Origin of the sequence: Nocardioides daejeonensis, from assembly GCF_003194585.1 — a bacterium.
GTDB classification, from domain to species: Bacteria; Actinomycetota; Actinomycetes; order Propionibacteriales; family Nocardioidaceae; genus Nocardioides; species Nocardioides daejeonensis.
This window is the reverse complement of record NZ_QHKZ01000001.1, coordinates 334,859-356,466: the sequence shown is the minus strand read 5'-3', so window position 1 is coordinate 356,466 and position 21,608 is coordinate 334,859. Positions and strand designations below refer to the sequence as shown.

The 21,608-nt window shown below is 69.6% G+C and carries 24 protein-coding genes, 1 tRNA gene and 1 riboswitch; of the genes, 10 read left to right on the top strand and 15 right to left on the bottom strand.

Annotation, left to right across the window (positions count from 1 at the left end):
- Positions 1-24: 24 nt before the first annotated feature.
- The 6 genes from DNK54_RS01715 to DNK54_RS01690 all read right to left on the bottom strand — a co-directional run bounded on the left by DNK54_RS01715 (position 25) and on the right by DNK54_RS01690 (position 5,583).
- A complete protein-coding gene (locus tag DNK54_RS01715; protein WP_110205767.1) occupies positions 25-768 on the bottom strand; it encodes a PIG-L deacetylase family protein in 744 nt (247 codons plus the stop codon).
- Positions 769-971: 203 nt separating this feature from the next.
- Complete coding sequence (locus DNK54_RS01710) at positions 972-1,727, bottom strand: ZIP family metal transporter (protein ID WP_239459858.1); 756 nt, start codon at positions 1,725-1,727, stop codon at positions 972-974.
- A gap of 83 nt (positions 1,728-1,810) precedes the next feature.
- Positions 1,811-1,883, bottom strand: a tRNA-Asn gene (locus DNK54_RS01705).
- 63 nt (positions 1,884-1,946) lie between these two features.
- Positions 1,947-2,420, bottom strand: coding sequence for a hypothetical protein (locus tag DNK54_RS20990; RefSeq protein ID WP_162602268.1), 474 nt, complete (start codon positions 2,418-2,420; stop codon positions 1,947-1,949).
- Positions 2,417-4,303 carry a DNA primase gene (dnaG, locus tag DNK54_RS01695; RefSeq protein WP_110205218.1) on the bottom strand — a complete coding sequence of 629 codons (1,887 nt, stop codon included), beginning with the start codon at positions 4,301-4,303 and terminating at the stop codon, positions 2,417-2,419. The genes DNK54_RS20990 and dnaG overlap by 4 nt, the downstream gene beginning before the upstream one ends.
- A gap of 56 nt (positions 4,304-4,359) precedes the next feature.
- Positions 4,360-5,583 carry a deoxyguanosinetriphosphate triphosphohydrolase gene (locus tag DNK54_RS01690; RefSeq protein WP_110205217.1) on the bottom strand — a complete coding sequence of 408 codons (1,224 nt, stop codon included), beginning with the start codon at positions 5,581-5,583 and terminating at the stop codon, positions 4,360-4,362.
- A gap of 200 nt (positions 5,584-5,783) precedes the next feature.
- Here DNK54_RS01690 and DNK54_RS01685 point away from each other — a divergent pair, with 200 nt between their 5' ends.
- From DNK54_RS01685 to DNK54_RS01675, 3 genes are read left to right on the top strand one after another with little or no spacing between them, the layout of a single operon-like run.
- On the top strand, positions 5,784-6,683 hold the full coding sequence (locus tag DNK54_RS01685; RefSeq protein ID WP_110205216.1) for a hypothetical protein: 900 nt from the start codon (positions 5,784-5,786) through the stop codon (positions 6,681-6,683).
- A gap of 48 nt (positions 6,684-6,731) precedes the next feature.
- Positions 6,732-7,226, top strand: coding sequence for a SigE family RNA polymerase sigma factor (locus tag DNK54_RS01680; protein ID WP_110205215.1), 495 nt, complete (start codon positions 6,732-6,734; stop codon positions 7,224-7,226).
- Positions 7,223-8,410, top strand: coding sequence for a PASTA domain-containing protein (locus tag DNK54_RS01675; RefSeq protein WP_110205214.1), 1,188 nt, complete (start codon positions 7,223-7,225; stop codon positions 8,408-8,410). Before DNK54_RS01680 ends, DNK54_RS01675 begins: the two co-directional genes overlap by 4 nt.
- Before the next feature lie 5 nt (positions 8,411-8,415).
- Here DNK54_RS01675 and DNK54_RS01670 read toward each other — a convergent pair whose 3' ends face one another.
- Entirely contained in the window at positions 8,416-8,850 is a 435-nt protein-coding gene (locus DNK54_RS01670; RefSeq protein WP_110205213.1) for a hypothetical protein, read from the bottom strand.
- Positions 8,851-9,071: 221 nt separating this feature from the next.
- On the opposite strand from DNK54_RS01670, the gene DNK54_RS01665 reads away from it, so the two are divergent.
- Complete coding sequence (locus DNK54_RS01665; RefSeq protein WP_110205212.1) at positions 9,072-10,622, top strand: HNH endonuclease; 1,551 nt, start codon at positions 9,072-9,074, stop codon at positions 10,620-10,622.
- Between the two features lie 59 nt (positions 10,623-10,681).
- A complete protein-coding gene (locus tag DNK54_RS01660) occupies positions 10,682-11,089 on the top strand; it encodes a hypothetical protein (protein WP_110205211.1) in 408 nt (135 codons plus the stop codon).
- Here the strand turns inward: DNK54_RS01660 and DNK54_RS01655 are convergent, their stop codons facing one another.
- The 6 genes from DNK54_RS01655 to DNK54_RS01630 form a co-directional block, all read right to left on the bottom strand.
- A complete protein-coding gene (locus DNK54_RS01655; protein ID WP_110205210.1) occupies positions 11,090-11,959 on the bottom strand; it encodes a VldE C-terminal domain-containing protein in 870 nt (289 codons plus the stop codon).
- A 144-nt stretch (positions 11,960-12,103) separates the two neighbouring features.
- Positions 12,104-13,246 (bottom strand): tRNA dihydrouridine synthase DusB, encoded by a 1,143-nt coding sequence (gene dusB, locus DNK54_RS01650; protein ID WP_275426239.1) that lies wholly within the window; start codon positions 13,244-13,246, stop codon positions 12,104-12,106.
- 60 nt (positions 13,247-13,306) lie between these two features.
- Positions 13,307-13,975: a hypothetical protein gene (locus DNK54_RS01645; RefSeq protein ID WP_110205209.1), complete on the bottom strand. Its 669-nt coding sequence runs from the start codon at positions 13,973-13,975 to the stop codon at positions 13,307-13,309.
- Between the two features lie 54 nt (positions 13,976-14,029).
- On the bottom strand, positions 14,030-15,427 hold the full coding sequence (locus tag DNK54_RS01640; protein ID WP_110205208.1) for a glycine--tRNA ligase: 1,398 nt from the start codon (positions 15,425-15,427) through the stop codon (positions 14,030-14,032).
- Between the two features lie 57 nt (positions 15,428-15,484).
- The gene (locus tag DNK54_RS01635; protein WP_110205207.1) at positions 15,485-15,856 is read right to left on the bottom strand and encodes an antibiotic biosynthesis monooxygenase family protein; all 372 of its coding nucleotides are present in this window, start codon (positions 15,854-15,856) and stop codon (positions 15,485-15,487) included.
- Positions 15,856-16,170 (bottom strand): DMT family transporter, encoded by a 315-nt coding sequence (locus DNK54_RS01630; protein WP_110205206.1) that lies wholly within the window; start codon positions 16,168-16,170, stop codon positions 15,856-15,858. The genes DNK54_RS01635 and DNK54_RS01630 overlap by 1 nt, the downstream gene beginning before the upstream one ends.
- 41 nt (positions 16,171-16,211) lie before the next feature.
- A riboswitch (guanidine-III (ykkC-III) riboswitch) is annotated at positions 16,212-16,279 on the bottom strand.
- Between the two features lie 66 nt (positions 16,280-16,345).
- Here DNK54_RS01630 and DNK54_RS01625 point away from each other — a divergent pair.
- Genes DNK54_RS01625 through DNK54_RS01610 form a run of 4 tightly spaced genes read left to right on the top strand, consistent with a single transcriptional unit; the run spans position 16,346 to position 19,578 of the window.
- The gene (locus DNK54_RS01625; RefSeq protein ID WP_110205205.1) at positions 16,346-17,314 is read left to right on the top strand and encodes a metal ABC transporter substrate-binding protein; all 969 of its coding nucleotides are present in this window, start codon (positions 16,346-16,348) and stop codon (positions 17,312-17,314) included.
- Positions 17,308-18,126 (top strand): metal ABC transporter ATP-binding protein, encoded by an 819-nt coding sequence (locus DNK54_RS01620; RefSeq protein ID WP_239459857.1) that lies wholly within the window; start codon positions 17,308-17,310, stop codon positions 18,124-18,126. Before DNK54_RS01625 ends, DNK54_RS01620 begins: the two co-directional genes overlap by 7 nt.
- A complete protein-coding gene (locus tag DNK54_RS01615; RefSeq protein WP_110205204.1) occupies positions 18,126-19,124 on the top strand; it encodes a metal ABC transporter permease in 999 nt (332 codons plus the stop codon). Before DNK54_RS01620 ends, DNK54_RS01615 begins: the two co-directional genes overlap by 1 nt.
- Entirely contained in the window at positions 19,111-19,578 is a 468-nt protein-coding gene (locus tag DNK54_RS01610) for a Fur family transcriptional regulator (RefSeq protein ID WP_110205203.1), read from the top strand. The genes DNK54_RS01615 and DNK54_RS01610 overlap by 14 nt, the downstream gene beginning before the upstream one ends.
- A gap of 12 nt (positions 19,579-19,590) precedes the next feature.
- Here DNK54_RS01610 and DNK54_RS01605 read toward each other — a convergent pair whose 3' ends face one another.
- The gene (locus DNK54_RS01605; RefSeq protein WP_110205202.1) at positions 19,591-20,355 is read right to left on the bottom strand and encodes an isoprenyl transferase; all 765 of its coding nucleotides are present in this window, start codon (positions 20,353-20,355) and stop codon (positions 19,591-19,593) included.
- A gap of 48 nt (positions 20,356-20,403) precedes the next feature.
- Between DNK54_RS01605 and DNK54_RS01600 the strand changes: the two genes are divergently transcribed.
- Positions 20,404-20,859, top strand: coding sequence for a MarR family winged helix-turn-helix transcriptional regulator (locus DNK54_RS01600; protein WP_110205201.1), 456 nt, complete (start codon positions 20,404-20,406; stop codon positions 20,857-20,859).
- A 6-nt stretch (positions 20,860-20,865) separates the two neighbouring features.
- On the opposite strand, the gene recO is transcribed toward DNK54_RS01600, so the two are convergent.
- Positions 20,866-21,606, bottom strand: a complete 741-nt coding sequence (recO, locus tag DNK54_RS01595) for a DNA repair protein RecO (RefSeq protein ID WP_110205200.1) — start codon at positions 21,604-21,606, stop codon at positions 20,866-20,868.
- Positions 21,607-21,608 lie beyond the last annotated feature (2 nt).

Below are 21,608 nucleotides of genomic sequence, written 5' to 3'. Positions count from 1 at the left end.
CTAGCCGGGATCCTCCGGACGACGTCACTCGCCCCATCCCATCGGGAACACCTCGAAGGCCGTGGCGTAGCGCACTCCCAGCCGGGAGCCGGCCTGGCGAGCACCGCCGGCGAGGAACTCCTCGGCGTCCCAGTCCTCCCAGCCCAGGCCGTCGATGTAGGCACGATGGGCCTCCAAGGAGGCGACCCCGGCGTCGAAGGTGTCGGTGGTGTCCACTGCGTAGGTCGCCTGTGGCGACCCCGCCGCCCACACCTCCCGTACGCCGCCCCACGGCTCGAGGCCGTCGACCAGCTGGTCGGAGAAGATCCAGCGGTTGCCCGCGTCGCGCACCGCGTCGACGGAGGCCGCGCCGACGGCGATGTGGTCGGCCTGGTTGAGGTTGCGGCCGCCCCAGGTCTCCCGGAAGTTGTTGGTGATCACGATGTCGGGCCGGACCTCGCGCACCACGCGAGCGATCCGGCTGCGCAGCGCGACGGTGGCCTCCACGATGCCGTCCGGCTCGCCGAGGAAGATCACCTCGTCGACCCCGACGATGCGGCCCGACTCGATCTGCTCGGCCTCCCGGACCGTGCGGCACTGGTCGGGGTGCATGCCGTCGATGCCGGCCTCCCCGCTCGTCACCATGCAGTAGACGACGCGTTTGCCCTGCGCGGTCCAGCGCGCCACCGCGGCCGCTGCGCCGAACTCGAGATCGTCCGGGTGGGCGACCACACACAGCGCGGTCTGCCAGGACTCGTCGACGGGGGTCAGGGGCATGAGCTCGTCCATGGAGCCGAGCATGCCAGAGAAGAGGTGAGGGTGTCCGCAACGTTCGGCACGCCCCATGCAGTGCCGAACGCGGGAGTACGGACACCCGACGCCGGAAAGGGAGGGAGGGAGGTTTTTCCGGCGCTTCTCCCTGCCCACCACAACGAGTACCCGCGGTCCGGGTTACGTGGCATCGCGAAGGTTTTTCGGACTGTGCCCGACCGCTACAGATGCCCGATGGCGAAGGCGGTCGCGAAGCCCAGGGTGGCAATGAGTCCGGAGTAGAACTGCGCCACCTCGAAGGCCTCCGGGATCATCGTGTCGGCGATCATGGCCAGGATCGCCCCAGCAGCGACGGCGGTGATGCCCGCGACGAGTCCGGGCGGCGCTCCTTCGAGGAGCAGACAGCCGAGCAGCCCGGCGATGCCACTCGCCACAGCGATGCCCGTCCAGACACCGAACACATAACGGGCGCTCCGGCCGTTGCGCTTCATGCCGGCGGCGCTGGAGAGTCCCTCCGGGAGGTTCGAGATGAAGATGGCGGCGAGCACCGGGAGCCCGACTCCGCTGCCCCCGAGCAGCGAGATGCCGAGCACCACCGACTCCGGCACACCGTCGAGCAGCGCACCGACGGCGATGGCCGCTCCGCTGTTGGCGTCCTCGTCCTCGCTGGGCTGCTGATCCTGCGAGCGCTTGCGGTGCCGGGCACCGTAGCGGGCCAGGACGACGTTGGCGGCGACGTACGTGACGGCACCGGCGAGGAAGCCACCGAGTGTGGGGCCGAGGCCACCCATGCGCTCGGCGTCGTCGAGCAGGTCGAAGGAGAGGGCCGAGATCAGCACGCCCGCACCGAAGGCCATCACCGCGGCGACGACTTTCTGGGAGACCGGGACCAGCCAGGCGACCGCCGCGCCGATCACGAGTGCTCCGCCCGCAAGCAGGCCCCAGAGGCCCGCCTCCAACCAGATCGGCAGCGTCATGGGCCTGAGGCTAGCCCGATCGGGGCGCGGAACGTGACGAAGGCCCCTGCTCCGCGTCTCCGCGGATCAGAGGCCTTCTCTTGCTCCCCCGGTTGGACTCGAACCAACAACCCTCCGGTTAACAGCCGAATGCTCTGCCAGTTGAGCTACAGGGGATCGCTTGGCAGCGAGGGAAACACTAGCAAGGGTGGGGCCGGAGGTGAAATCCGGATACCTCGCTCACATCCCGACATCGTCACGGACGGCGGCAAGCGCCTCGCGGGCGGCGCGACGTACCTCAGGGTCGGCCGGGTCCACCCCTGGCTGGAAGTCGAGGTACCAGGTGACCCCGCTACCGTCGCTGGCTCGCCGGGCGATCACGAAGACCCCCTTGTCGCCGACGATCGGCACGTGCCGCTGCACCAGCATCGTCGCGGTCACTCGCTCCCGCACCAGCTCCAGCAAGCGGCCGGGCTGGGTCAGGACCAGGACATGCACGGGCCGCTCGCGGCCGAACTCCCCCACCTCGCTGACGGCGAGCCGCTCCTCCTCGGGATCCCAGTCAGCCCGGTGCACCTGCTCCCACGGGACCCGATGCTCGCCCAGGTAGAGAGCGCGGCGACTGCCGACCACCGGCGTCCCGTTCTCGTCGAGGGCAGTGGCGAGCGCGCGCTCACCCCGCGGCAGGCTGGAAGAGGGCCGACGACGGATCACTGCAACCCCAGCGCAAGCTCACGCAACGACCGGCGACGCCGCTCGGCCTCCATTAGGGACGCCTGCAACGTCCGGTAGTCGTCGCCCGTCGGATCGCTGCGCTGCAGCTTGGAGGTCAGGTCGGCGATGCGTCGTGCGACCGACATCTCCTGGAGTCGGGAGACGAAGCTACGCACGTACGCCGCATCGGGCTCACGCGTCGATCGGATCGGCTCCACTCCGAGGGCGACCACCAAGGTCGCGACCGTCGGGTCCGGCGCGGCATCGCGCAGCTGCGCAACCCAGCCGGTGTGCGCTCCGGAGGCACCTCCGGAGGCGGCGATCAGCGTCCACAACGCCCGGTAGGCCGGGTGTTGGAAGTCGTCGGTGGTGAGCGGGTCGGCGATCCGAGCCACCACCTCCGGGTGGTGCAGCACCAGCTTGAGCGTCTCGCGCTCGAGACTGATCCTCGGGTCACGCGGGTCCGGCATCGGTAGCGCCCGCGGCGCAGCGACGGGCGCCGGGGTCTCGGGCTCGGGCGCCCGTCGCACGGGCGTCTCCCGCTGCCCCCGCGGGCGGGCCGCTGCCTTGCGCACCTCACGCCGGGCCTCGTCGATGTCGACGCCGATGCTGCTGGCCAGCTCGCGGGTGAAGGCCTCGATCTTCGACGTGTCGCGGACGCTGTGCACCAGACCCGCCGCCTCCCGGAGCGCATCGACACGCGAGTCGGCGCGGTCCAGGTCGAAGCGACCCAGCACATTGGCCAGGACGAAGCGGTAGAGCGGGATGCGGCCGTCGATCAGTTCGCGGACCGCCTCGTCCCCCTTGGCCAGCCGCAGGTCGCAGGGGTCCATGCCGGACGCCTCCACGGCGACATAGGTCTGGGCGAGGAAGTTGTGGTCGCCCTCGAAGGCCTTCATCGCCGCCTTCTGCCCGGCCGCGTCGCCGTCGAAGGTGAAGATGACCTCTCCTTGGCCACCCTTCTGGTGATCGAGGAACCGCCGCAGGAGCCGCGCATGGTCGTCACCGAACGCCGTACCGCAGGAGGCAACGGCCGTCGTCACGCCGGCGAGATGGCAGGCCATGACGTCGGTGTAGCCCTCGACCACGACGGCCCGGGTGGTGCGGTCGATGTCGCCGCGGGCGAGGTCGATGCCGTAGAGCACCTGCGACTTCTTGTAGAGGGGGGTCTCGGGCGTGTTGAGGTACTTCGCCTCGATGCGGTCGTCGTCGAAGATCCGCCGAGCGCCGAAGCCGATCGTGTCACCGGCCGAATCGCGGATCGGCCAGAGCAGCCGGCCGCGGAAGGTGTCGTAGTGGCCGCGGTTGCCTCGCTTCGCCAGGCCTGCGACCACAAGCTCCTCCTCGGAGAGGCCCTGCTGGCGGAGATGGCGGAAGAGCGCCTCGCCGTCACGGGGCGCGAAGCCGATGCCGAACCGGTCGGCGGACTCCTTGTCGAAGCCGCGACCGGCCAGGAACTGGCGGGCTGCCAACGCATCGGGGCTGGCCAGCTGGGCGGCGTAGTACTCCTGCGCCATCCGGTTGGCGGTGATCAAGCGACTCCGCTGCGGGCCGCGGCGCTGCGGCGCCTCTCCCCCGTCGACGCGCCGTAGCTCGACCGAGAACTGCTCGGCCAGCCGCTCGACCGCCTCGGTGAAGCTCAAGCCGTCGATCTTCATCAGGAAGGAGAAGACGTCGCCGCCCTCGCCACATCCGAAGCAGTGGAAGAACTGGCGGGACGGGTTGACGTTGAAGGAGGGCGACTTCTCGTCATGGAACGGACACAGGCCCTTCATCGAGCCACCGCCGGCATTCCGCAGCGTGACATAGGCCGAGATCACGTCGTCGATCCGCGCCTTGTCGCGGACCGCGGCGATGTCTTCGTCCCTGATCCGCCCGGCCACAACCGGAGTCTACGGTGCCGCCCGACAGCGCAGCTCGAACCTGCTCAGCCGACCGCTCAGCTGCACAGGCGAGTGTGCCAGGCCGTGGCGGAGGCGTCGGTCAGGGAGGCCACCTGGTCGATGACCACCCGCCGCCGGGCCGCGTCGTCGCGTGCCTCCGCGTGGTCGTCGACGAACTCGCGGCCCATGAGGTCGGGACGCTCGTCGAGCACCCCGACGAGCTCGGCCACCAGGTCGCGCTGCTGCGCCATGATCGCGCGCCGCTCGCCGCTCTGCATCACGAAGTGCGCGGCCACCCCCTTGAGCACGGCGATCTCGAGAAGGGTCGCGTCGGGCACCGTCAGGTCGGCGGCGAAGCGGACCACGGGTGCCGGGCCGTTGGCGGCCTGAGCGGCACCGCAGAAGCGGCCGATCAGGTCACTCGTGAGGTTCTTCAGCGCCGCCATCGACCGGCGGCTGCCGTCCCAGCTCAGGCTCGGCCAGCTCCGCTGATCGCGCAGTTGCCTCCAGGCAGCGTCGAGCACGTCGTCGCCGGCGTCGGGCAGATACCACCCTCGGACCGTCTGCCACACCTCACGCCTGCGGCCCGCGTCGTCCAACCAGAGCAGGTCGATGCTCCCGGCGACCACGCCGTCCTCGACGTCGTGCACCGAGTACGCGACATCATCGGCGAGATCCATGACCTGAGCCTCGACGCACTGGCGGCGTACCGGAGCCCCCTGCCGCATCCACGAGAAGACTGGGAGATCGTCGGCGTAGACCCCGAACTTGCCGCCTTCGGCAGGGCGGCGCCAGGGGTACTTGGTGCAGGCGTCGAGCGTCGCCCGGGTGAGGTTGAGACCGACGGAGAGGCCATCGGCATCGAACGTCTTCGCCTCCAGCCGGGTGAGGATCCGCAGCGTCTGCGCATTCCCCTCGAAGCCGCCGCAGTCTGCGGCGAGCTCGTCGAGCACCGCCTCGCCGTTGTGGCCGAATGGTGGATGCCCGAGGTCGTGGGCGAGCGCCGCGGTCTCGGCGATGTCGGGATGGCAGCCCAGCGCACGGGCCAGGTCGCGGGCGATCTGCGCGACCTCGAGACTGTGCGTGAGCCGGTTGCGCACGAAGTCGTCGCTCTGCGGGCCGACCACCTGCGTCTTCGCTGCCAACCGACGGGAAGCTGCGGCATGCACGACACGCGCCCGGTCGCGCTCGAAGGGAGCGCGGGTCGGCGCGACCACCCGCTTGGGAGGCTCCGGGACCAGCCGCTCCCGGTCGGCGTCGTCGTACAGCTCGTCGTTCATGGCACGCCGACCCTAGCCCGCAACGACGGCGCGCGTGACAACCCAGACGCGGGGGTGGACGTGCAACAGGCATGCCACAGGCTCACCGAGCGGCTGCGGGGCTTGCAGTCGCCGCACTCGTGCTGACGTCATGCGTCTCCCAGGCCGAGCACCGCTTGCCGGCCTCGCGACCTACGGCAACCGGTGCTTCTGATGATGTCGTGCGTGCGTCGCCCACGTGGACCGGGGTCCCTGCTGGTCCGCGGCCGCGCATCGCCTACGGACGCAGAGACGTCGCCTTCACCCCCACGGGCGAGGTCATCGGGGCTCCTCGCGGTCTCCAGGGCGTGCTGCCGTACGCCGACGGCCACCTTGTCGCCGATACCCGCTTCTTCGAGGGCACCAACGGTCTCGACCTGGTGGTGGGCGGGCGCACTGTGGAGTCCTGGCCGTCCGCACAGCACTGCTCCAGCGGTCTCCCGGCCAGCTCTCGCACGGGTGACCTGGTGGCATGGGTGACGGTGCGATGCCCCGAAGGCGATGACCGGTCGGCCGGGGCCGTGCACCGAGCCGCGAGCGACGGTACCGGCGAGGTCACCGTGTCTCTCGGCGGGCGAACGGCGTCGGTGGTCGGCTTCCTCGGTGACGCGGTCGTCTACAACTCCGGCTTCGACCGGGGTGCCTGGATCACCCACTTCGACGCTCCACCCCGTCGACTCCCACGGGTCCGCAGCGTCGTTGCCGTCTCGTCGCGTCTGCTGCTCGTCCGGCTGGCTGTGGGGGACGCGGTGACGAACGATGCCGGCGAGGTCCGCTGGCGCGCGGAGCACGACGTCTTGCGCTCCTTCAGCCCGGACGGCGCGGCCGTGCTGGCGTCGCGGAAGCGACGACTGACGATCCATACGGCCACGACAGGTGAGGTGCGGGCGGGCTTCGACCTACCGGACGGCGTACGTGGCGACAGCATCGTGTGGGAATCGGACCGCACCCTGCTCGCGCTCGCGAAGCGGCAAGGTCGCGTTGCCATCGTTCGCCTCTCCCTCGACGGATCGGTCGAGCGCGCGACACCGACCGTGCGCGTTCGGCGAGGCACGACGTCGTACGTCCTGTGGAGACGGTGACAACCATCGACGACTCCCACCTCGTCCTGTCGGTCGAGGAGGTCGTGGATGAGCGAGGCTGTGTCGGTGCAGGCACCGTCGTTCGAGGAGTACGTCGCCGCGCGCGGTCGCGCGCTCTGGCGCAGCGCCTGGCTGCTCACCGGTGACCGGCAACGCGCCGAGGACCTGGTGCAGACCGCGCTGGTGAAGTGCTGGCGCCGTTGGGACCGGATCGCGAGCGACACGGTCGATGCCTACGTGCGTCGGGCGCTGGTCACCACCTACATCGACTGGCGGCGGCGGAAGTGGGTGGGCGAGGTGCCCACCTCTACCCTCCCCGAGCCGGTGGCCGGCGATGCCGACCCGTCCGTACGGCGCGATGTGCTTGCCGCACTCGCACGCCTGCCACGCGGGCAGCGAGCCGTGATCGTCCTCCGCTTCTACGACGACCTCACCGAAGCTCAGACCGCCTCGGCACTCGGGATCAGCGTCGGCACGGTCAAGAGCCAGACCGCTCGCGCCCTCGCCACGCTGCGGTCCTCGACACTGTTGGAGGAAGCATGAACGAGCACGAGCTCCGCGACCTGCTGCACCAGGCTGTGCCCGAGGCACCGCACCTCGACGCCGCTGCGATCGCAGCGCGCGGCCGTACCCGGCAACGGCGGCAGCTGGTGGCATCGGGTACCGCGGTTGCCGGCGTACTCGCCGTCGTCATCGGAGGTACGACGCTCTTCGGCTCCCGCCCGCAGGCGCCCGGCCCGGATCGCCCGGGTCGGATGGCGACTCAGGCCGCCGAGCCGGCTCCGCCTGGGACCCGGCTGGTGGGGATCGGCCACGCGGCGATCGCCGTGCCGGAGGACTGGGCGACGAACGCCCTGCGCTGCGGCACGCCGACAAGGCCGACGGTGGTGGTGGACGTGTCGGCGATCGAGAGTTGCGCATGGACCGCGCCGAAAGTGCACGACAGGGTATGGGTCACCCGAAGCAACAGGCTGGCGCTCGCTCCGAAGGTGGAGTTCGAGATCGATGGAGTGCCCGCGCAAAAGAGCGTGACGAGTTGCCTGCCCGGGCGACGACCCGTCTGCAGCAACGGCGTGTACATCCCGTCTGAGCACGCCTCGTTCACGATCGCCTCGGCGACATCGGCACAGGTCGAGGAGATCATCTCCTGGATCCGCATCGTCCCCGACCAGGTCGCGGTACCCGGCTTCAGCCGCATCAACGACACGAAGCAGGACGACGACGCTGGGGCCCACTACCGGGAGGCCCTGGAGGCCGCGGGCCTGGAGGTGGAGGTACGCACGAAGCCTGTGCCGGGCTCCAAGGCCGGCTACGTCTTGGAGACCGATCCGGCCCCCGGCACGATGCTCGCGCCGGGCGAGGTGGTGACCATGACCGAGATCGCCGAGCCCTCGGGGCCAGCGGAGGAGGTCAGCGTCGAGGTCAACTCGGTCGGCCCCGGCGACAGCATGGACTACAAGGGGCGTAGCGACGCTCAGCTCCGCGCCGGTACGACGATCCGCCTGGAGCTCGGCTCGACGATCTGGGTCTACGGTCACGGCAAGCGGATCAGCACGCTCGCGGGCGAGGTCGCCGGAGATGCGTTGACCCTCGACGACTGGAAAGAAGGCCCGAACTACGGCCGCTCGTGGAAGGCGATCCGACGCGGAACGAGCACCTTGACGGTCTCCATCACCGCCGGCGGAGAGCGGGTCGTGATCGGCCGAGTCGCCGTCATCGTGCGCTGAGCGACTCAAGGCCTTCGCCCCATCGTCAACGCGTCGAGCGGCAACGGAAGCACTCTCCGACCGACGGCGAGATGCACCACTTCGCAACCGACTCCCGCTCTTCGAGCGGCGACGTACAAGGAAGCGGCCCAGGCGATGTCACGTTCATCGACCGTGGGCAAGCCGGGCCGCGTCATCAGCATGGCAATGCTCCAGCCAGCCGTATCCTCATCGAGGAGGTCGCGGATCCATCGAGCAAGCAAGTGCTGCTCGGCGTCACCCAGTGGACCGTCGATGTCGACGAAGGTCAGCGCTTTGCGGGTCATCCGCCCGTCCGCGAAGACGAGGGCGCAGGTCGTGCCGGCAACTTCGTCGGAGCGCGCTCGCGTCCAGCGCTGCCAGAACCGGTCCAGTTCACTCTGGTTGCGGACGCAAGGGCGGCGGTCGGTACGTCGGATCATTCCCCGACCTTCGCCCAGACCGTCGTACTCCGCCACCGCTCCTCCACAGGCAGCGGCAAGTCTTCCGGCTCGGTCTCCACCAGCGCGGATGCGACATCGGTCCTGGTCACACGACGCTGAGGGGCCGCCCGAACTTCTCCTGCGGTCTTTCTCATTGGCCTGTGTTCGAACACATGTTCGATTAGACTGGAGTGAAATCTCGGACCCGAAACGGAGGCCCCATGGCGGCCACCTTCCACCGTGCACCACCACTGCCCGACCCAACTCCCTTCGATCTGGGCGCGCTGCGCTTCGACACCGAACCCTGGCCACCGGACGGCTGGCCATCCGAGGACCGGTCGCTCCAGGTATCCGCCCCTGACCGGGTGCCGGACGACTGGACCCTCGCTACCCACGACACGGCCGACGACTCGGGTTTGACCGCAGCCAGGCGCGCCGCCGCCACCTGCCTGCACCAACTGCAGGCGCTCACCGCTCCCCGCGACGGCGCGGCCCAGCCGAACATGGCCGCCGGCGAACGGGAGCGCCTCAGCGAACTCGCCACGCTGATCCGCACCCTAGAAGAACTCACCTGCACTACCCGAGCAGCCCAAGCAGCTCTCGCGGTCCGACTCGACGCTGGCACCCGCACCCGCGAAGCCGCCCGGAAGGTTCCCGCCGCCCGGCAGGGCAAGTCCGTGGCCCACGAACTCGCCCTGGCCCGCCGCACCTCCCCTTGGTGGGGGCGCACCTACCTCGGCCTCGCCAAACTGCTACCGGCAGAGCTCCCCCACACCTGGGAGGCTTTCCGCACCGGCCACATCACCGAGAAGACCGCACTGGCGATCGCCCAAGAGACCGCCGCCATCACCGTTGACGCCCGCCACGAGATCGACCGACTCCTCGCCGCCGACCCCACCGCCCTCGAACAGATGAGTGAGAAGCAGGTCCGTCGTGCTGCGGCCGCCCACGCCGCCCGCCTCGACAACACCGGCATCGCCGCTCGCCGCCGCCGCGCGGTCGGCGCCCGCCACGTCACCATCACCCCCGCCCCCGACGCCATGAGCCGACTCACCCTCACCGTCCCCGTCGAGCAAGGCGTCGCCGCCTACGCCACCCTCAAGAAGCACGCCGCCACCCTGATCGGCACCCCCGACGCTGAGGGCCGTGGTCGCGGAGCGTTGATGGCCGACGCCGCTATCACCCGCATCACCGGCCACACCGAAGCCGACCGCGTACCAGTCAGGATCAACCTCGTCATCACCCACGCCGACCTCTTCGGCCACGACACCACAGCAGCAGCCGCCACCGACGACTCGGCGGCGGACCCGCGCAGCGGTGCCGGCCCCCGGATCACCGAACCCGGCATCGGCACCTTCGGCCTCGACCCCACCACCGCCCGCGACCTCATCGCCCGCGCCCTCGACACCGACACCGGCGCATGGCTGCGGCGCCTGTATGCCCACCCGACGTCGGGGCAACTGATCGCCATGGACTCCCGCAGCCGGCAGGTGCCCACCGCGCTCGCAGCGTTCATCACCCTGCGCGACCAAACCTGCTCCACCCGCTGGTGCGACGCCCCCGTCCGACACATCGACCACATCACCCCCGTCATCGACGACGGCAAGACCGTCGCCATCAACCTCCAGGGCCTCTGCGAAGACTGCAACCACGCCAAACAGGCACCCGGCTGGCACCAGCACGCCACCACCGGCCTCGACGGCATCCCGTGCGTCGCCACCACCACCCCCGCCGGCCAACACCACACGACCAGCCCACCCCCAGCAGCCTGAAGCCACGAGGGGACCGATACCGGCTGGTCCTCGCGCGAACCCACTGTCAGGATCTCCGCATGGCACCCGTGCACATCGAAGGCGTCGACGAGCGGGACAGCGCCTGGGAGCACGCACATCCCCGCTTCCGGGTCTACCTACACGGCGGCGCTGAGGAATCGGCGGGCGGCTGGACCGATACCTACGACATCACCGGAGCCGACGTGCTCCAGGTGATCGACTGGGCACAGCGACAGGCCCAGGGTTCGATGACCTTCGCTGTCGCGCTTGTTTGCGACGACGTCGAACGGGAGCGGCTCGCCCTCGGCCACGGCCGCGGCCTCGTGTGGCTCGTCGGCATGGACGGCAATGACGTGGCTCAGGATCCGTCGGAGGTCGAGACCCAGCGGCGGATGCTGACCAGGCGCGAACACCCCGTCGGCATCCCGGAGGCCGATCGCATGCGACCCACGACGAGTGCGCGATGATCAGTATGTCGTGACGTGCACGTGGTCGTAGTGGTTCGCCGTGGTCGAACCCCGGTTCGACATCGCCCGCCAGCCCTCGCCGGAGCGTTCGACGGACCAGATCTTCTGCGAGTAGATCACGTAGGAGACTCCGAGGGCGGCGTAGTTGGCCCGCACGTACTCGGCGACCTCCCAGCCGCGAGCGCCGCTGACCATGATGTCCACGGCAATACCCTGGGCGTGCTCGCCGTCGCCGCGGAAGGTTCCGTAGGTGCCGATGTCGGGGAAACGCGCACAGACAGCCTCATGGACCTTCTTGATGTTGCCGCTCACCCCAGCAGGCACGGTGGTGCCGTTGCTGCAGACGCCGCCGATGCCGGCAAGCGGCTTCTCGTCGGAGAGGTACTTGGCCGTCACCCAACGCGGCTCGCCGTCGACGACCACCTCGGCGCGTTCACCCGACACTCGGCCCGTGACCAGGACCGTCTTGCCGGCGGCGATCTCCCCGAGCTTCGCGGCGTCGGGAAGCGCGGACTCCCACAGGTTCAGGGCCTCCGTCGTCCAACGTTTCTCATCGGCCCGGCGCACTGCCTGCTTGGTGTCGGCCTGGCCGGCCTTGCGCGAGTACGTCGCCGAGCCGACGAGATCCTGGTCGCGGGTCGCGCTACGCGACACCTGCTGCGGACGCTCCGTGCTGTCGACGGTGGCGGTCGCGGCGATCGCCTCGAAGATGGACGCGCCGCTCGGGGCCGGGGCTACTCCCGGATTGGCGAGAAGGACGCCCGCTCCTACGGTGGCAAGGGTGGCCAACGAGGCGATCGGGGCAGCGACCTTAGCGGCCGAGATCTTTCGGCGCGGAGCGGTCGGTAGGCGGTGACGGGGACTGGCCACAGGGCCGGATCCTTTGCTTCAGCTGACAGGTCTGTGCCCGCCGCAGCGGTGGCCGGACGGGCACGAGCATCGAGTGAAACACATTTCAACGAGTTTTTCCCAGATACCGAGAGACGGCTCACATCCCGGTCGCCAGGGGGACTCTCACCCGCCCGAACCCGAGTCCAGGTCCTCCACGAGCGCGCATCCCCGCCCGTCGGCATCGTCGAGCCAGCCCTCGGGAAGGACCACACGCTTGCGCGGCGCGCCCTGACGCCCCCGCGGCGTACCCAGCTCACCGACCGGGAACGGCTCGGTCGGGTCGAGCTCCGCGAGCAGCAGATCGAGCTCGGCGAGGGTGTTGACCAGGGCCAGTGCATGCCGCAGCGGGCCGCCCGCCCGGAATCCCTTCAAGTACCACGAGACGTGCTTGCGGAACTCCTTGCACCCCCGCTCCTCCCCCATGTGCAGAGACAGCAGCTCGGCATGCCTGCGCATCATCACCGTCACCTCGCCGAGCGTCGGCAAGGTGGTGGTCTCGTCGGAGCCCGCAACGAACGCGGCCGAAAGGTCCCGGAAGAGCCACGGGCGGCCGAGACAGCCGCGACCGACCACGACGCCGGCGACCCCGGTCTGCTCCGCCATCCGCAGGGCATCGCGCGCCTCCCAGATGTCGCCGTTGCCGAGCACCGGGATGTCGACCGAAGCCACCAACTCGCCGATTGCCTCCCAGTCGGCCTGGCCGGAGTACGCCTGCACGACCGTGCGGCCGTGCAAGGCGATCGCCGCCACGCCCGACTCCTGGGCGATCCGCCCCGCATCGAGGTACGTCAGGTGGTCGTCGTCGATGCCCATCCGGGTCTTCATGGTCACCGGTACGGCGTACGGCGTCGCTGCCTTCACGGTCTGCTCCAGGATGTCAGCCAGGAGACCCCGCTTCCACGGGAGCGCACCGCCGCCGCCCTTGCGGGTCACCTTCGGCACCGGGCATCCGAAGTTCAGGTCGATGTGGGCGACCCCGTAGTCGGCGCAGAGGATCTCCGCCGCCTTGGCGAGGTAGGCCGGGTCAGTGCCGTACAACTGCACGCTTCGGGTGGTCTCCACCTCGTCGAAGGTCAGCATCGCCTTCGTCGTGGCGTCCCCTTCCACGAGGCCGCGCGACGTGATCATCTCGCAGACGAAGAGTCCCGTCCCGTGCTCGGCCATCTGCTCCAGACAGAGTCGCCGGAAGGCAGCGTTGGTGATGCCGGCCATCGGCGCCAGCACCACGGGGCTGTCGACGGCCAGGGGGCCGAGTTGGAGAGACACGGCGCCATTCTCCTCTTCGCGGCGGACCGCTCCCAAATTGCTAGGGAGTCCAGCGGCTCCCTAGCTCTTGCCCGCCTTCTGCTTCTTGCCCTTCTTGGCCCCCGGCTTGGTCGGTTGACTCAGCGAGCCGGTCCAGTCGATCTGGTCGATCCCCTCCGCAGGCTGGAGCGCGATCGACCGCAACTGCTGCCCGGGCCCGGAGAGGAAGACCATGCAGACCTTGGCCTTGTCGCCCGGAGCGAACTTCTCCGGCAGCACCCGATCGGAGCATGGCTTGAAGGCCGACGGGATGTTGACGGGCGGATAGATCACATCGGAGCCGTCGTCGAGCCACAACGGCAAGGCGAAGCCACCCAGATCGGCGTTGCCTACGTTGACCGCCGTCGCCCGCACGTAGTAGCCGCTCCCCTTCTTCTGGTCGTCGGTGAGCTTGAAGACCTCGAAGGCCTTCATCGGCACCTGCTCGACCCGCGTCACGGTGATCTCGACAGCGCCCTTGAGCTTCTGCTTCGGCGCCCACGGCACCCGCGCAGTCTCCCCGAACTCGAGGTCGGCGCCCCACGCGGTCATGCCGTTGTCGCCTACGTCCGGGGTCCCCTGCGCGGTCGGCTCGCCGCTCGTCTCCTTGTCCTTCTTCTTGTCGTCCTTGTCCGACCCGAGGCTGCAGGCGGAGAGGACGAGCGTGGAGGCGAGTACGAGCGCGCCGATGCGAGTGGGACGGGCAGTCATGCGGCTCATTGTCCCTGCCCGGGTCGATTTCGCCGGGCAGGGACACGGTGCGTTTCAGCTACCGAGCAGACGCTCCGCGAAGTAGGCCGTGACGCGGTCGAGGCCGATCCGCTCCTGGCTCATCGTGTCGCGCTCGCGCACGGTGACCGCGTTGTCCTCGAGGGTGTCGAAGTCGACGGTGACGCAGAACGGCGTGCCGATCTCGTCCTGCCGGCGGTAGCGGCGGCCGATCGCACCGGAGTCGTCGAAGTCGACGTTCCAGTTGCGTCGCAACTCGGCCGCCAGGTCACGCGCCTTCGGCGAGAGGTCGGCGTTGCGCGAGAGCGGCAGCACCGCGACCTTCACCGGAGCCAGCCGCGGGTCGAGCTTGAGCACGGTGCGCTTGTCGACGCCGCCCTTGGTGTTGGGCGCCTCATCTTCGGTGTAGGCGTCGACCAGGAAGGTCATCAGGGTGCGCCCGAGGCCCGCCGCCGGCTCGATGACGTACGGCGTGTAGCGCTCGCCGGAGGCCTGGTCGAAGTACGACAGGTCGGCGCCGGAGTGCTTGCTGTGCGTGGTCAGGTCGTAGTCGGTGCGGTTCGCGATGCCCTCGAGCTCTCCCCACTCCGAGCCGGAGAAGCCGAAGCGGTACTCGATGTCGATGGTGCCCTTGGAGTAGTGGCTGAGCTTCTCCAGCGGGTGCTCGAAGTGCCGCAGGTTGTCGGAGTTGATGCCCAGATCGGTGTACCAGCGGGTGCGCTCGTCGATCCAGTACTTGTGCCACTCCTCGTCCTCGCCCGGCTTGACGAAGAACTCCATCTCCATCTGCTCGAACTCGCGGGTGCGGAAGATGAAGTTGCCGGGCGTGATCTCGTTGCGGAAGCTCTTGCCGATCTGGGCGATGCCGAACGGCGGCTTGCGACGGCTGGAGGTCAGCACGTTGGCGAAGTTGAGGAAGATGCCCTGGGCGGTCTCCGGGCGCAGGTAGTGCAGGCCGGACTCGTCCTCGGTGACGCCCAGGTGGGTCTTGAGCATGCCGGAGAACTGGCGCGGCTCGGTCCATGCGCCCCGGGTGCCGCAGTTGGTGCACGCGACGTCCTTCAGGTCGACGTCGTCCGGGTTGTCGATGCCCTTCTTCTCCGCATACGCCTCCTGGAGGTGGTCGTAGCGGAACCGCTTGTGGCACGACTGGCACTCGGTGAGCGGGTCGTTGAAGGTGTCGACGTGCCCCGAGGCCACCCACGTCTCGCGCGGCAGGATGATGCTGGAGTCGAGGCCGACGACGTCGTCGCGCCCCTGCACCATCGCCTTCCACCACTGACGCTTGATGTTCTCCTTGAGCTCCACGCCCAGCGGGCCGTAGTCCCAGGCGGAGCGGGTGCCTCCGTAGATCTCGCCGCACGGAAAGACGAAACCTCGCCGCTTGGCGAGGGAGACGACGTTGTCGACGATGGAGGCGGGGGGCTTGGCCACGGTGTTTCTGCTCCTGGATTCCGGTGCGCCGACCGGCTGCCGACGCGTCCGGCCAGCCTAGTTGCTCGCCCGGCGACCACCGGCTCCTGGGTCGCCGCCTCCGGGGCCGTCAGCGTCGACGACCCGGTCCAGCTCCGCCAGCGGTACGCCGACCAGCACCTCCTCGTAGGCGCTCGGCTCATCGACAGCCCGGCTCAGCAGCGGCACCACGACCAGCTTCGCGTCGTACGAGCTGAGCGCGCGCCGGTACGCGCCGACGTTCGCCCACCGGGTGTGCAGTGCCCACAGCTCGGGATCGTCCATGTTGCGCCCGACCCGACCCTCGAGGTAGCCGGAGGCTGCGGCGAGCACCGCGTGCGCTGCGTCCAGATCGTCGCGGAAGCGCTCGGCCCCGTCGGCCGGCACCCGGAAGCGATTGACGACGTACATCAGTGCGCGAACTTCAGGCCGACGACGCCACTGACGATCAGCAGCAGACAGAGCATCCGGAGCGCGGTGGCCGGCTCGCCGAGCACCGCCATGCCGTAGAGCGCCGTGCCGACGGCACCGATCCCGACCCACACGGCGTAGCCGGTGCCGACCGGGATGGAGCGCAGCGCCAGTGCCAGGCCTCCCATGCTGACCACGACAGCGACGCCGAAGACCACGGTCGGCAGGAGCCGCGTGAAGCCCTTCGTCTCCGCCAGGGCCACTGCCCACACCGTCTCGAACAACCCCGACACGATCAACACCAACCAGGCCATGACTGCCTCCGATTCAGCCCGCCCGGGCCTCCCGAACGGTGCTCACGCCGTCGTGCCTTGGACCTGGTACGGCGCACCTCGTCAGGTTCGCTCCCACCCTAGCGGCCGCGTCTCCACCTGCCCCACCCCCGAGCCAAGTTGACAACGATTCTCATTTCATCTGAGAATCGTTCTCATGCACTGGCTTCCTCGTACCGCAGCTCTGCTCATCCCTGCGCTCATGGCGACGGGGTGCTCCGCCCTCTCCGGCGACGATGGCGCGTCCCAACAGGACCAGGTGGCGGTGGCCTTCTACCCGCTCGAGTACGCCGTCAGCCGGGTTGCCGGGGACCACTTCGACCTGGTCGCCCTCACCGCACCCGGCAAGGAGCCGCACGACGTCGAGCTCGGGATCGACAAGACCGCCGCGGTGGCCGACTCCGGCCTGGTGGTGTTCGAGTCCGGCTTCCAGCCCGCCGTCGACCGGGCCGTCGAGCAGAACGCCACCGGCCGGGTGCTCGACGTCGCCGACGTGGTCGATCTCGTCGCCGCCCATCGGGAGTCCTCCGAGGAGTCCCACGACCACGAGCACGAGTCAGAGCACGACCATGAGGCAGAGGAGGAGTCCCATGACGGCCACGACCACGGCAATCTCGATCCGCACTTCTGGCTCGATCCGCTGTTGATGGCCGATCTCACCGACGCGATCGCCGCCGAGCTGGCCGAGATCGACCCGGACCACGCCGACGAGTTCAGCGACAACGCGGCTGCGTTCCGTGAGGAGCTGGAGACCCTCGACCGCGACTACGCCGACGGCCTGGCCACCTGCAAGCGCGACACCGTCGTCGTCAACCACGACGCCTTCGGCTATCTCACCCGCTACGGCCTGCACTTCGAAGACATCGTCGGACTCTCCCCTGGCGCCGAGGCCACCATCGCCGACCAGCGCCGGCTGGAGGACCTCGTCGAGCACGAGGGCATCACCACCGTGTTCTCCGAGCGCCTGGCCAGTGACAAGGCGGCGCGTACGCTCGCCGACGACGCGGGCGTACGGCTCGACGTACTCGACCCGATCGAGGGGCTGAGTGACCAGACCTCCGGAGAGGACTACCTTTCCCTGATGCGCAGCAACCTGACCAAGTTGAAGGAAGCCAACGGGTGCTGAACGACGACCCCGTCCTCCAGATCGTCGACGGCACGGTGCCGATCGCCGGCCGCCCGGTGCTGCGCCATGTCGACATGACGGTCCAGCGCGGGGAGTTCGTCGCCCTCATGGGAGCCAACGGCTCCGGCAAGTCCACCCTGATGCGCGCGATGACCGGCCTGCGTCCACTCTCGCGCGGCAGCGTGGCGCTCTTCGGCACGCCGCTCTCCCGGTTCCGCGACTGGCACCGGATCGGCTACGTGCCGCAGCGCCCCTCCGCAGGCGGTGGCGTGCCGACCTCGGTCTGGGAGGTCGTCAGCACCGGCCGACTGACCCGGCGCCGCTTCATGCGCCCGCTGCTGCCGCGCGACCGGGCCGCCATCCGTGAGGCGCTGGAGGTCGTCGGGCTCGCCGACCGGCACCGCGACGGGGTGGCCACGCTCTCCGGCGGCCAGCAGCAGCGGGTGCTCATCGCACGCGCCCTGGCCGGCGAGCCGGAGCTGATGCTCCTCGATGAGCCGACCGCAGGCGTCGACCTGCCCAACCAGCAGGCGCTCGCGTCGACGCTGGCGACGCTGAAGGAGCGCGGCGTGACCGTCGTGCTGGTCGCCCACGAGCTCGGGCCGATGGCGCCGCTGCTCGACCGGGCGGTCGTGATGCGGGATGGCCAGGTGGCCTACGACGGTGCCCCCTTGGCCGATCACGAGGTGCACGGGCCCTTCTTCGGCCCGGGCCACCACCACCATCACCAGGAGTCCGTCCGTCCGCACCTCGACCACGTGCCCCCGGTCCTCTCGCCGATGGACGCCGCGCACGAGGAGGTGCAGCCCTGATGGACGTGCTCGGCTACGACTTCATGATCCGGGCCATGCTCGCTGCGGTCTTCACCGGTCTGGCCGCACCGGTCGTGGGCACCTACCTGGTGCAGCGGCGCCTGTCGCTGATGGGTGACGGCCTCGGCCATGTCGCGGTCACCGGCGTCGCTCTCGGCCTGCTCACCAACACCTCGCCCACCTGGACCGCGATCGCCGTGGCGATCCTCGGCGCCATGCTGATCGAGGTGATCCGGGAGCGAAGCAACGGAGGAGGCGACGTCGCCCTGGCGCTGCTCTTCTACGGCGGCATCGCGGGCGGCGTGCTCATCACCGGCATCGCCGGGCAGTCCGCCTCCCGCCTCCAGGAGTTCCTCTTCGGCTCGATCACGACGATCTCCGTCGACGACGTCTGGATCACCATGGTCCTGGCGGCTGCGGTGATGGTGATCGGCCTCGGCCTCGGCCCCCAGCTCTTCACCGTCGCGCAGGACCAGGAGTTCGCCAAGGTGGCGGGCCTCAACATCCGGGCCTACAACCTGCTCCTCGCCGTACTCGCGGCTGTCACCGTGACCGTCGCGATGCGCACCGTCGGGCTGCTGCTCGTCTCTGCCCTGATGATCGTGCCCGTTGCCACGGCGCAGCAGCTGAGCCGCAGTTTCCGAGCCACGCTGGTCGCGGCCATGGGAGTCGGGCTGGTCGCCTCCCTCGGCGGCCTGCTGCTGGCTGCGTGGGCGTCGTACGACGTGCCGGGGATCTCGCCCGGACCCACGATCGTGCTGCTCGCACTCGCGATGTTCGCGTTCACCTGGCCGCTCGGCGCCTGGCTGCGCTACCGCCGACGCCAGCGGGTGCCCTTCAACGAGCTCCCGCCGCTGGCCCACCACACCACGGGCGAGCATCCCCACCGGCACGGCGAGAACTGCGGACACGCCGCTGTGCCGCACGGCGACCACGTCGACTACCTGCACGACGGCCATCGACATGCCGTCCATGGAGAGCACTATGACGAGCACTGAGGCCAACAGCCGACCGTCGAGTCCCGAGGCCAACAGCCGACCGTCGAGTCCCGAGGCCGGCCGCCCGACCAAGCAACGGCTCGCGGTGGCCCGGATCATGGACACCTTCGAAGGCTTCCGAAGCGCGCAGGAGGTGCACACGCTGCTCGCGACCGCGGGCGAGACCGTCGGGTTGGCGACCGTCTATCGCGCCTTGCAGCGGATGGCGGAGGCCGGCGAGGTCGACACGTTGCGCACCGAGGAGGGCGAGCTCACCTACCGAAGGTGCTCCACCACCCATCACCACCACCTGGTCTGCCGGGCCTGCGGCGCCACCGTGGAGATCGAGGGGCCAGCCGTCGAGCGGTGGGCGCAGACGGTCTCGCACGAGCACGGGTACGTCGACGTGAGCCACACGCTCGAGATCTTCGGCACCTGCGCCGACTGCGCGAGGGTCTCGACGGGCGGTCGCTGAGACCGAAGGCGATCAGGCGGAGCCGTAGCGACGATCGCGGCGTGCGTAGGTGTCGATCGCTGCCCAGAGGTGGCGCCGATCCACGTCCGGCCACAACACGTCGGAGAAGACGAACTCCGAGTAGGCGGCCTGCCAGAGCATGAAGTTGGAGAGACGCTGCTCGCCGGAGGTCCGCCAGACCAGGTCGGCATCGGCGAGCTCGGGCACGTAGAGATAGCGCGCAAACGTCTTCTCATCGACCTTGTCGGGGCGCAGACGCCCCGCGGCGACGTCGCGAGCCAGTGCCTGGGCGGCGTCGGCGAGCTCCGCCCGGCCACCGTAGTTGACGCACATCGTGAGAGTCGCGACCTTGTTGTCCTTGGTCAGCTCCTCGGCGATCTGCAGCTCCTTGACCACCGACTTCCACAGGCGCGGCGCTCGCCCCGCCCAGCGCACGCGCACCCCCAGGGCGTGCATCTCGTCGCGGCGACGCCGGATCACGTCCCGGTTGAAGCCCATCAGGAACCGCACCTCGTCGGGCGATCGCGACCAGTTCTCGGTCGAGAAGGCGTAGGCGGAGACCGCCTTCACACCGATCTCGATCGCCCCCTCGACCACGTCGAAGAGCGAGCTCTCCCCCTGCTCATGGCCCGCCGTACGCGGGAGCCCGCGCTCCTTGGCCCAACGGCCGTTGCCGTCCATGACGATGGCGACATGACGAGGCACCAGTTCCGCCGGGATCGGAGGCGGCGTGGCGCCCGACGGGTGCGGGGTCGGTCGGCGGACGGCTCTGCTCACCGGACAAAGATAGGCGGTATCCACAGCCGCATCGTTTAGGGTTCGGCTGTGACCGGCAGCAACGACGCCATCGAGCAACAGCTCTTCACGCTCTTCCGACGGAGCCAGGCGATCCACATCACCACCCGTTCGGGCGGGTTCGAGCTCGACCGCTCGAGCTACGGCATCCTGTGCCTGCTGGACGACGCCGGTCCCCAGCGGCTCGGCGCCATCGCCGCTCGGTTCCGCCTCGATCCCTCCACCATCACCAGGCAGGTCCAGGCCGTGGTGCGGATGGGGCTTGCGGAGAAGACCACCGACCCGGCCGACCGCCGCGCCAGCCTGCTCGAGCTGACCGAGATCGGCCGGGAGACCATCGCGCAGGCGCGGGCGCACCGGCGCCGGATGCTCGACGCGATCCTCGCCGACTGGAGCGACCAGCAGCGTCAGGAGTTCCTCGACGCCCTGACCCGCTTCAACACGACCGTGGACGGCTGGATCGACGCCGGGCACATGCCCCTCTGACCCGGCTCACCGCGGGACGTGGGCCAGCGACCTGATCCCGCGTTCCAGGTGCCACTGCACGTACGCCGCCACGAGACCGGTCGCCTCGCGGAGGTGCCGCGGCTCGGTAGCGGCCACGGTCACCCAGTCCCCGGCCAGCAGTGCCCCCAGCAGCGCCACGGTCTCGGCCGCCGGGTTGGCCGACCCGGGCAACCGGCAGGCAACACAGAGGATGCCACCGGCTGAGGCGTTGAACCAGCGGTGCGGCCCCGGTGCGTCACAGCGGGCGCACTCGTCGAAGGAAGGCGCATACCCAGCGATCGCCAAAGAGCGGAGCAGATAGGAGTCGAGCACCTGCCCGGCCGCTCGCGGCACCTCGGCGCCGTCGTCGGTGAGGGCCCGCAGGCCGCCGACCAGGAGCAGGAACTGCTGCGGCGAAGGCTCGCGCTCCTCGGCGATCAACCGCTCCGCCGTCTCCAGCATGGCGGTGCCGGCCGTGTAGCGGTCGTAGTCCAGTCCCAGGCGGGAGTGGAAGGGCGTCAACGTCTCGGCCTGGGTGATCGTGTCGAGGTTGCGCCCCTGCGCCAGCTGCAGGTCGACGTGGGTGAACGGCTCCAGGCGGGAGCCCCAGCGCGAGGTGGTCCGGCGTACCCCCTTGGCGACGCCGCGGACCAGCCCCTGAGAGCGAGTCAGGAGCGTGATGATGCGGTCGGCCTCACCCAGCTTGTGAGTGCGCAGCACGACGGCCTCGGCGCGATAGAGGGGCACAA

What these genes read in the sequence shown, in the direction of transcription:
- DNK54_RS01715 (WP_110205767.1), bottom strand. Translation starts at nt 768, where the DNA reads ATGGACGAGCTCATGCCCCTGACCCCCGTCGACGAGTCCTGGCAGACC.
- DNK54_RS01710 (WP_239459858.1), bottom strand. Translation starts at nt 1,727, where the DNA reads ATGACGCTGCCGATCTGGTTGGAGGCGGGCCTCTGGGGCCTGCTTGCG.
- DNK54_RS01690 (WP_110205217.1), bottom strand. Translation starts at nt 5,583, where the DNA reads ATGAACGACGAGCTGTACGACGACGCCGACCGGGAGCGGCTGGTCCCG.
- DNK54_RS01680 (WP_110205215.1), top strand. Translation starts at nt 6,732, where the DNA reads ATGAGCGAGGCTGTGTCGGTGCAGGCACCGTCGTTCGAGGAGTACGTC.
- DNK54_RS01675 (WP_110205214.1), top strand. Translation starts at nt 7,223, where the DNA reads ATGAACGAGCACGAGCTCCGCGACCTGCTGCACCAGGCTGTGCCCGAG.
- DNK54_RS01670 (WP_110205213.1), bottom strand. Translation starts at nt 8,850, where the DNA reads ATGATCCGACGTACCGACCGCCGCCCTTGCGTCCGCAACCAGAGTGAA.
- DNK54_RS01665 (WP_110205212.1), top strand. Translation starts at nt 9,072, where the DNA reads ATGGCGGCCACCTTCCACCGTGCACCACCACTGCCCGACCCAACTCCC.
- DNK54_RS01660 (WP_110205211.1), top strand. Translation starts at nt 10,682, where the DNA reads ATGGCACCCGTGCACATCGAAGGCGTCGACGAGCGGGACAGCGCCTGG.
- DNK54_RS01645 (WP_110205209.1), bottom strand. Translation starts at nt 13,975, where the DNA reads ATGACTGCCCGTCCCACTCGCATCGGCGCGCTCGTACTCGCCTCCACG.
- DNK54_RS01635 (WP_110205207.1), bottom strand. Translation starts at nt 15,856, where the DNA reads ATGTACGTCGTCAATCGCTTCCGGGTGCCGGCCGACGGGGCCGAGCGC.
- DNK54_RS01630 (WP_110205206.1), bottom strand. Translation starts at nt 16,170, where the DNA reads ATGGCCTGGTTGGTGTTGATCGTGTCGGGGTTGTTCGAGACGGTGTGG.
- DNK54_RS01625 (WP_110205205.1), top strand. Translation starts at nt 16,346, where the DNA reads ATGCACTGGCTTCCTCGTACCGCAGCTCTGCTCATCCCTGCGCTCATG.
- DNK54_RS01615 (WP_110205204.1), top strand. Translation starts at nt 18,126, where the DNA reads ATGGACGTGCTCGGCTACGACTTCATGATCCGGGCCATGCTCGCTGCG.
- DNK54_RS01610 (WP_110205203.1), top strand. Translation starts at nt 19,111, where the DNA reads ATGACGAGCACTGAGGCCAACAGCCGACCGTCGAGTCCCGAGGCCAAC.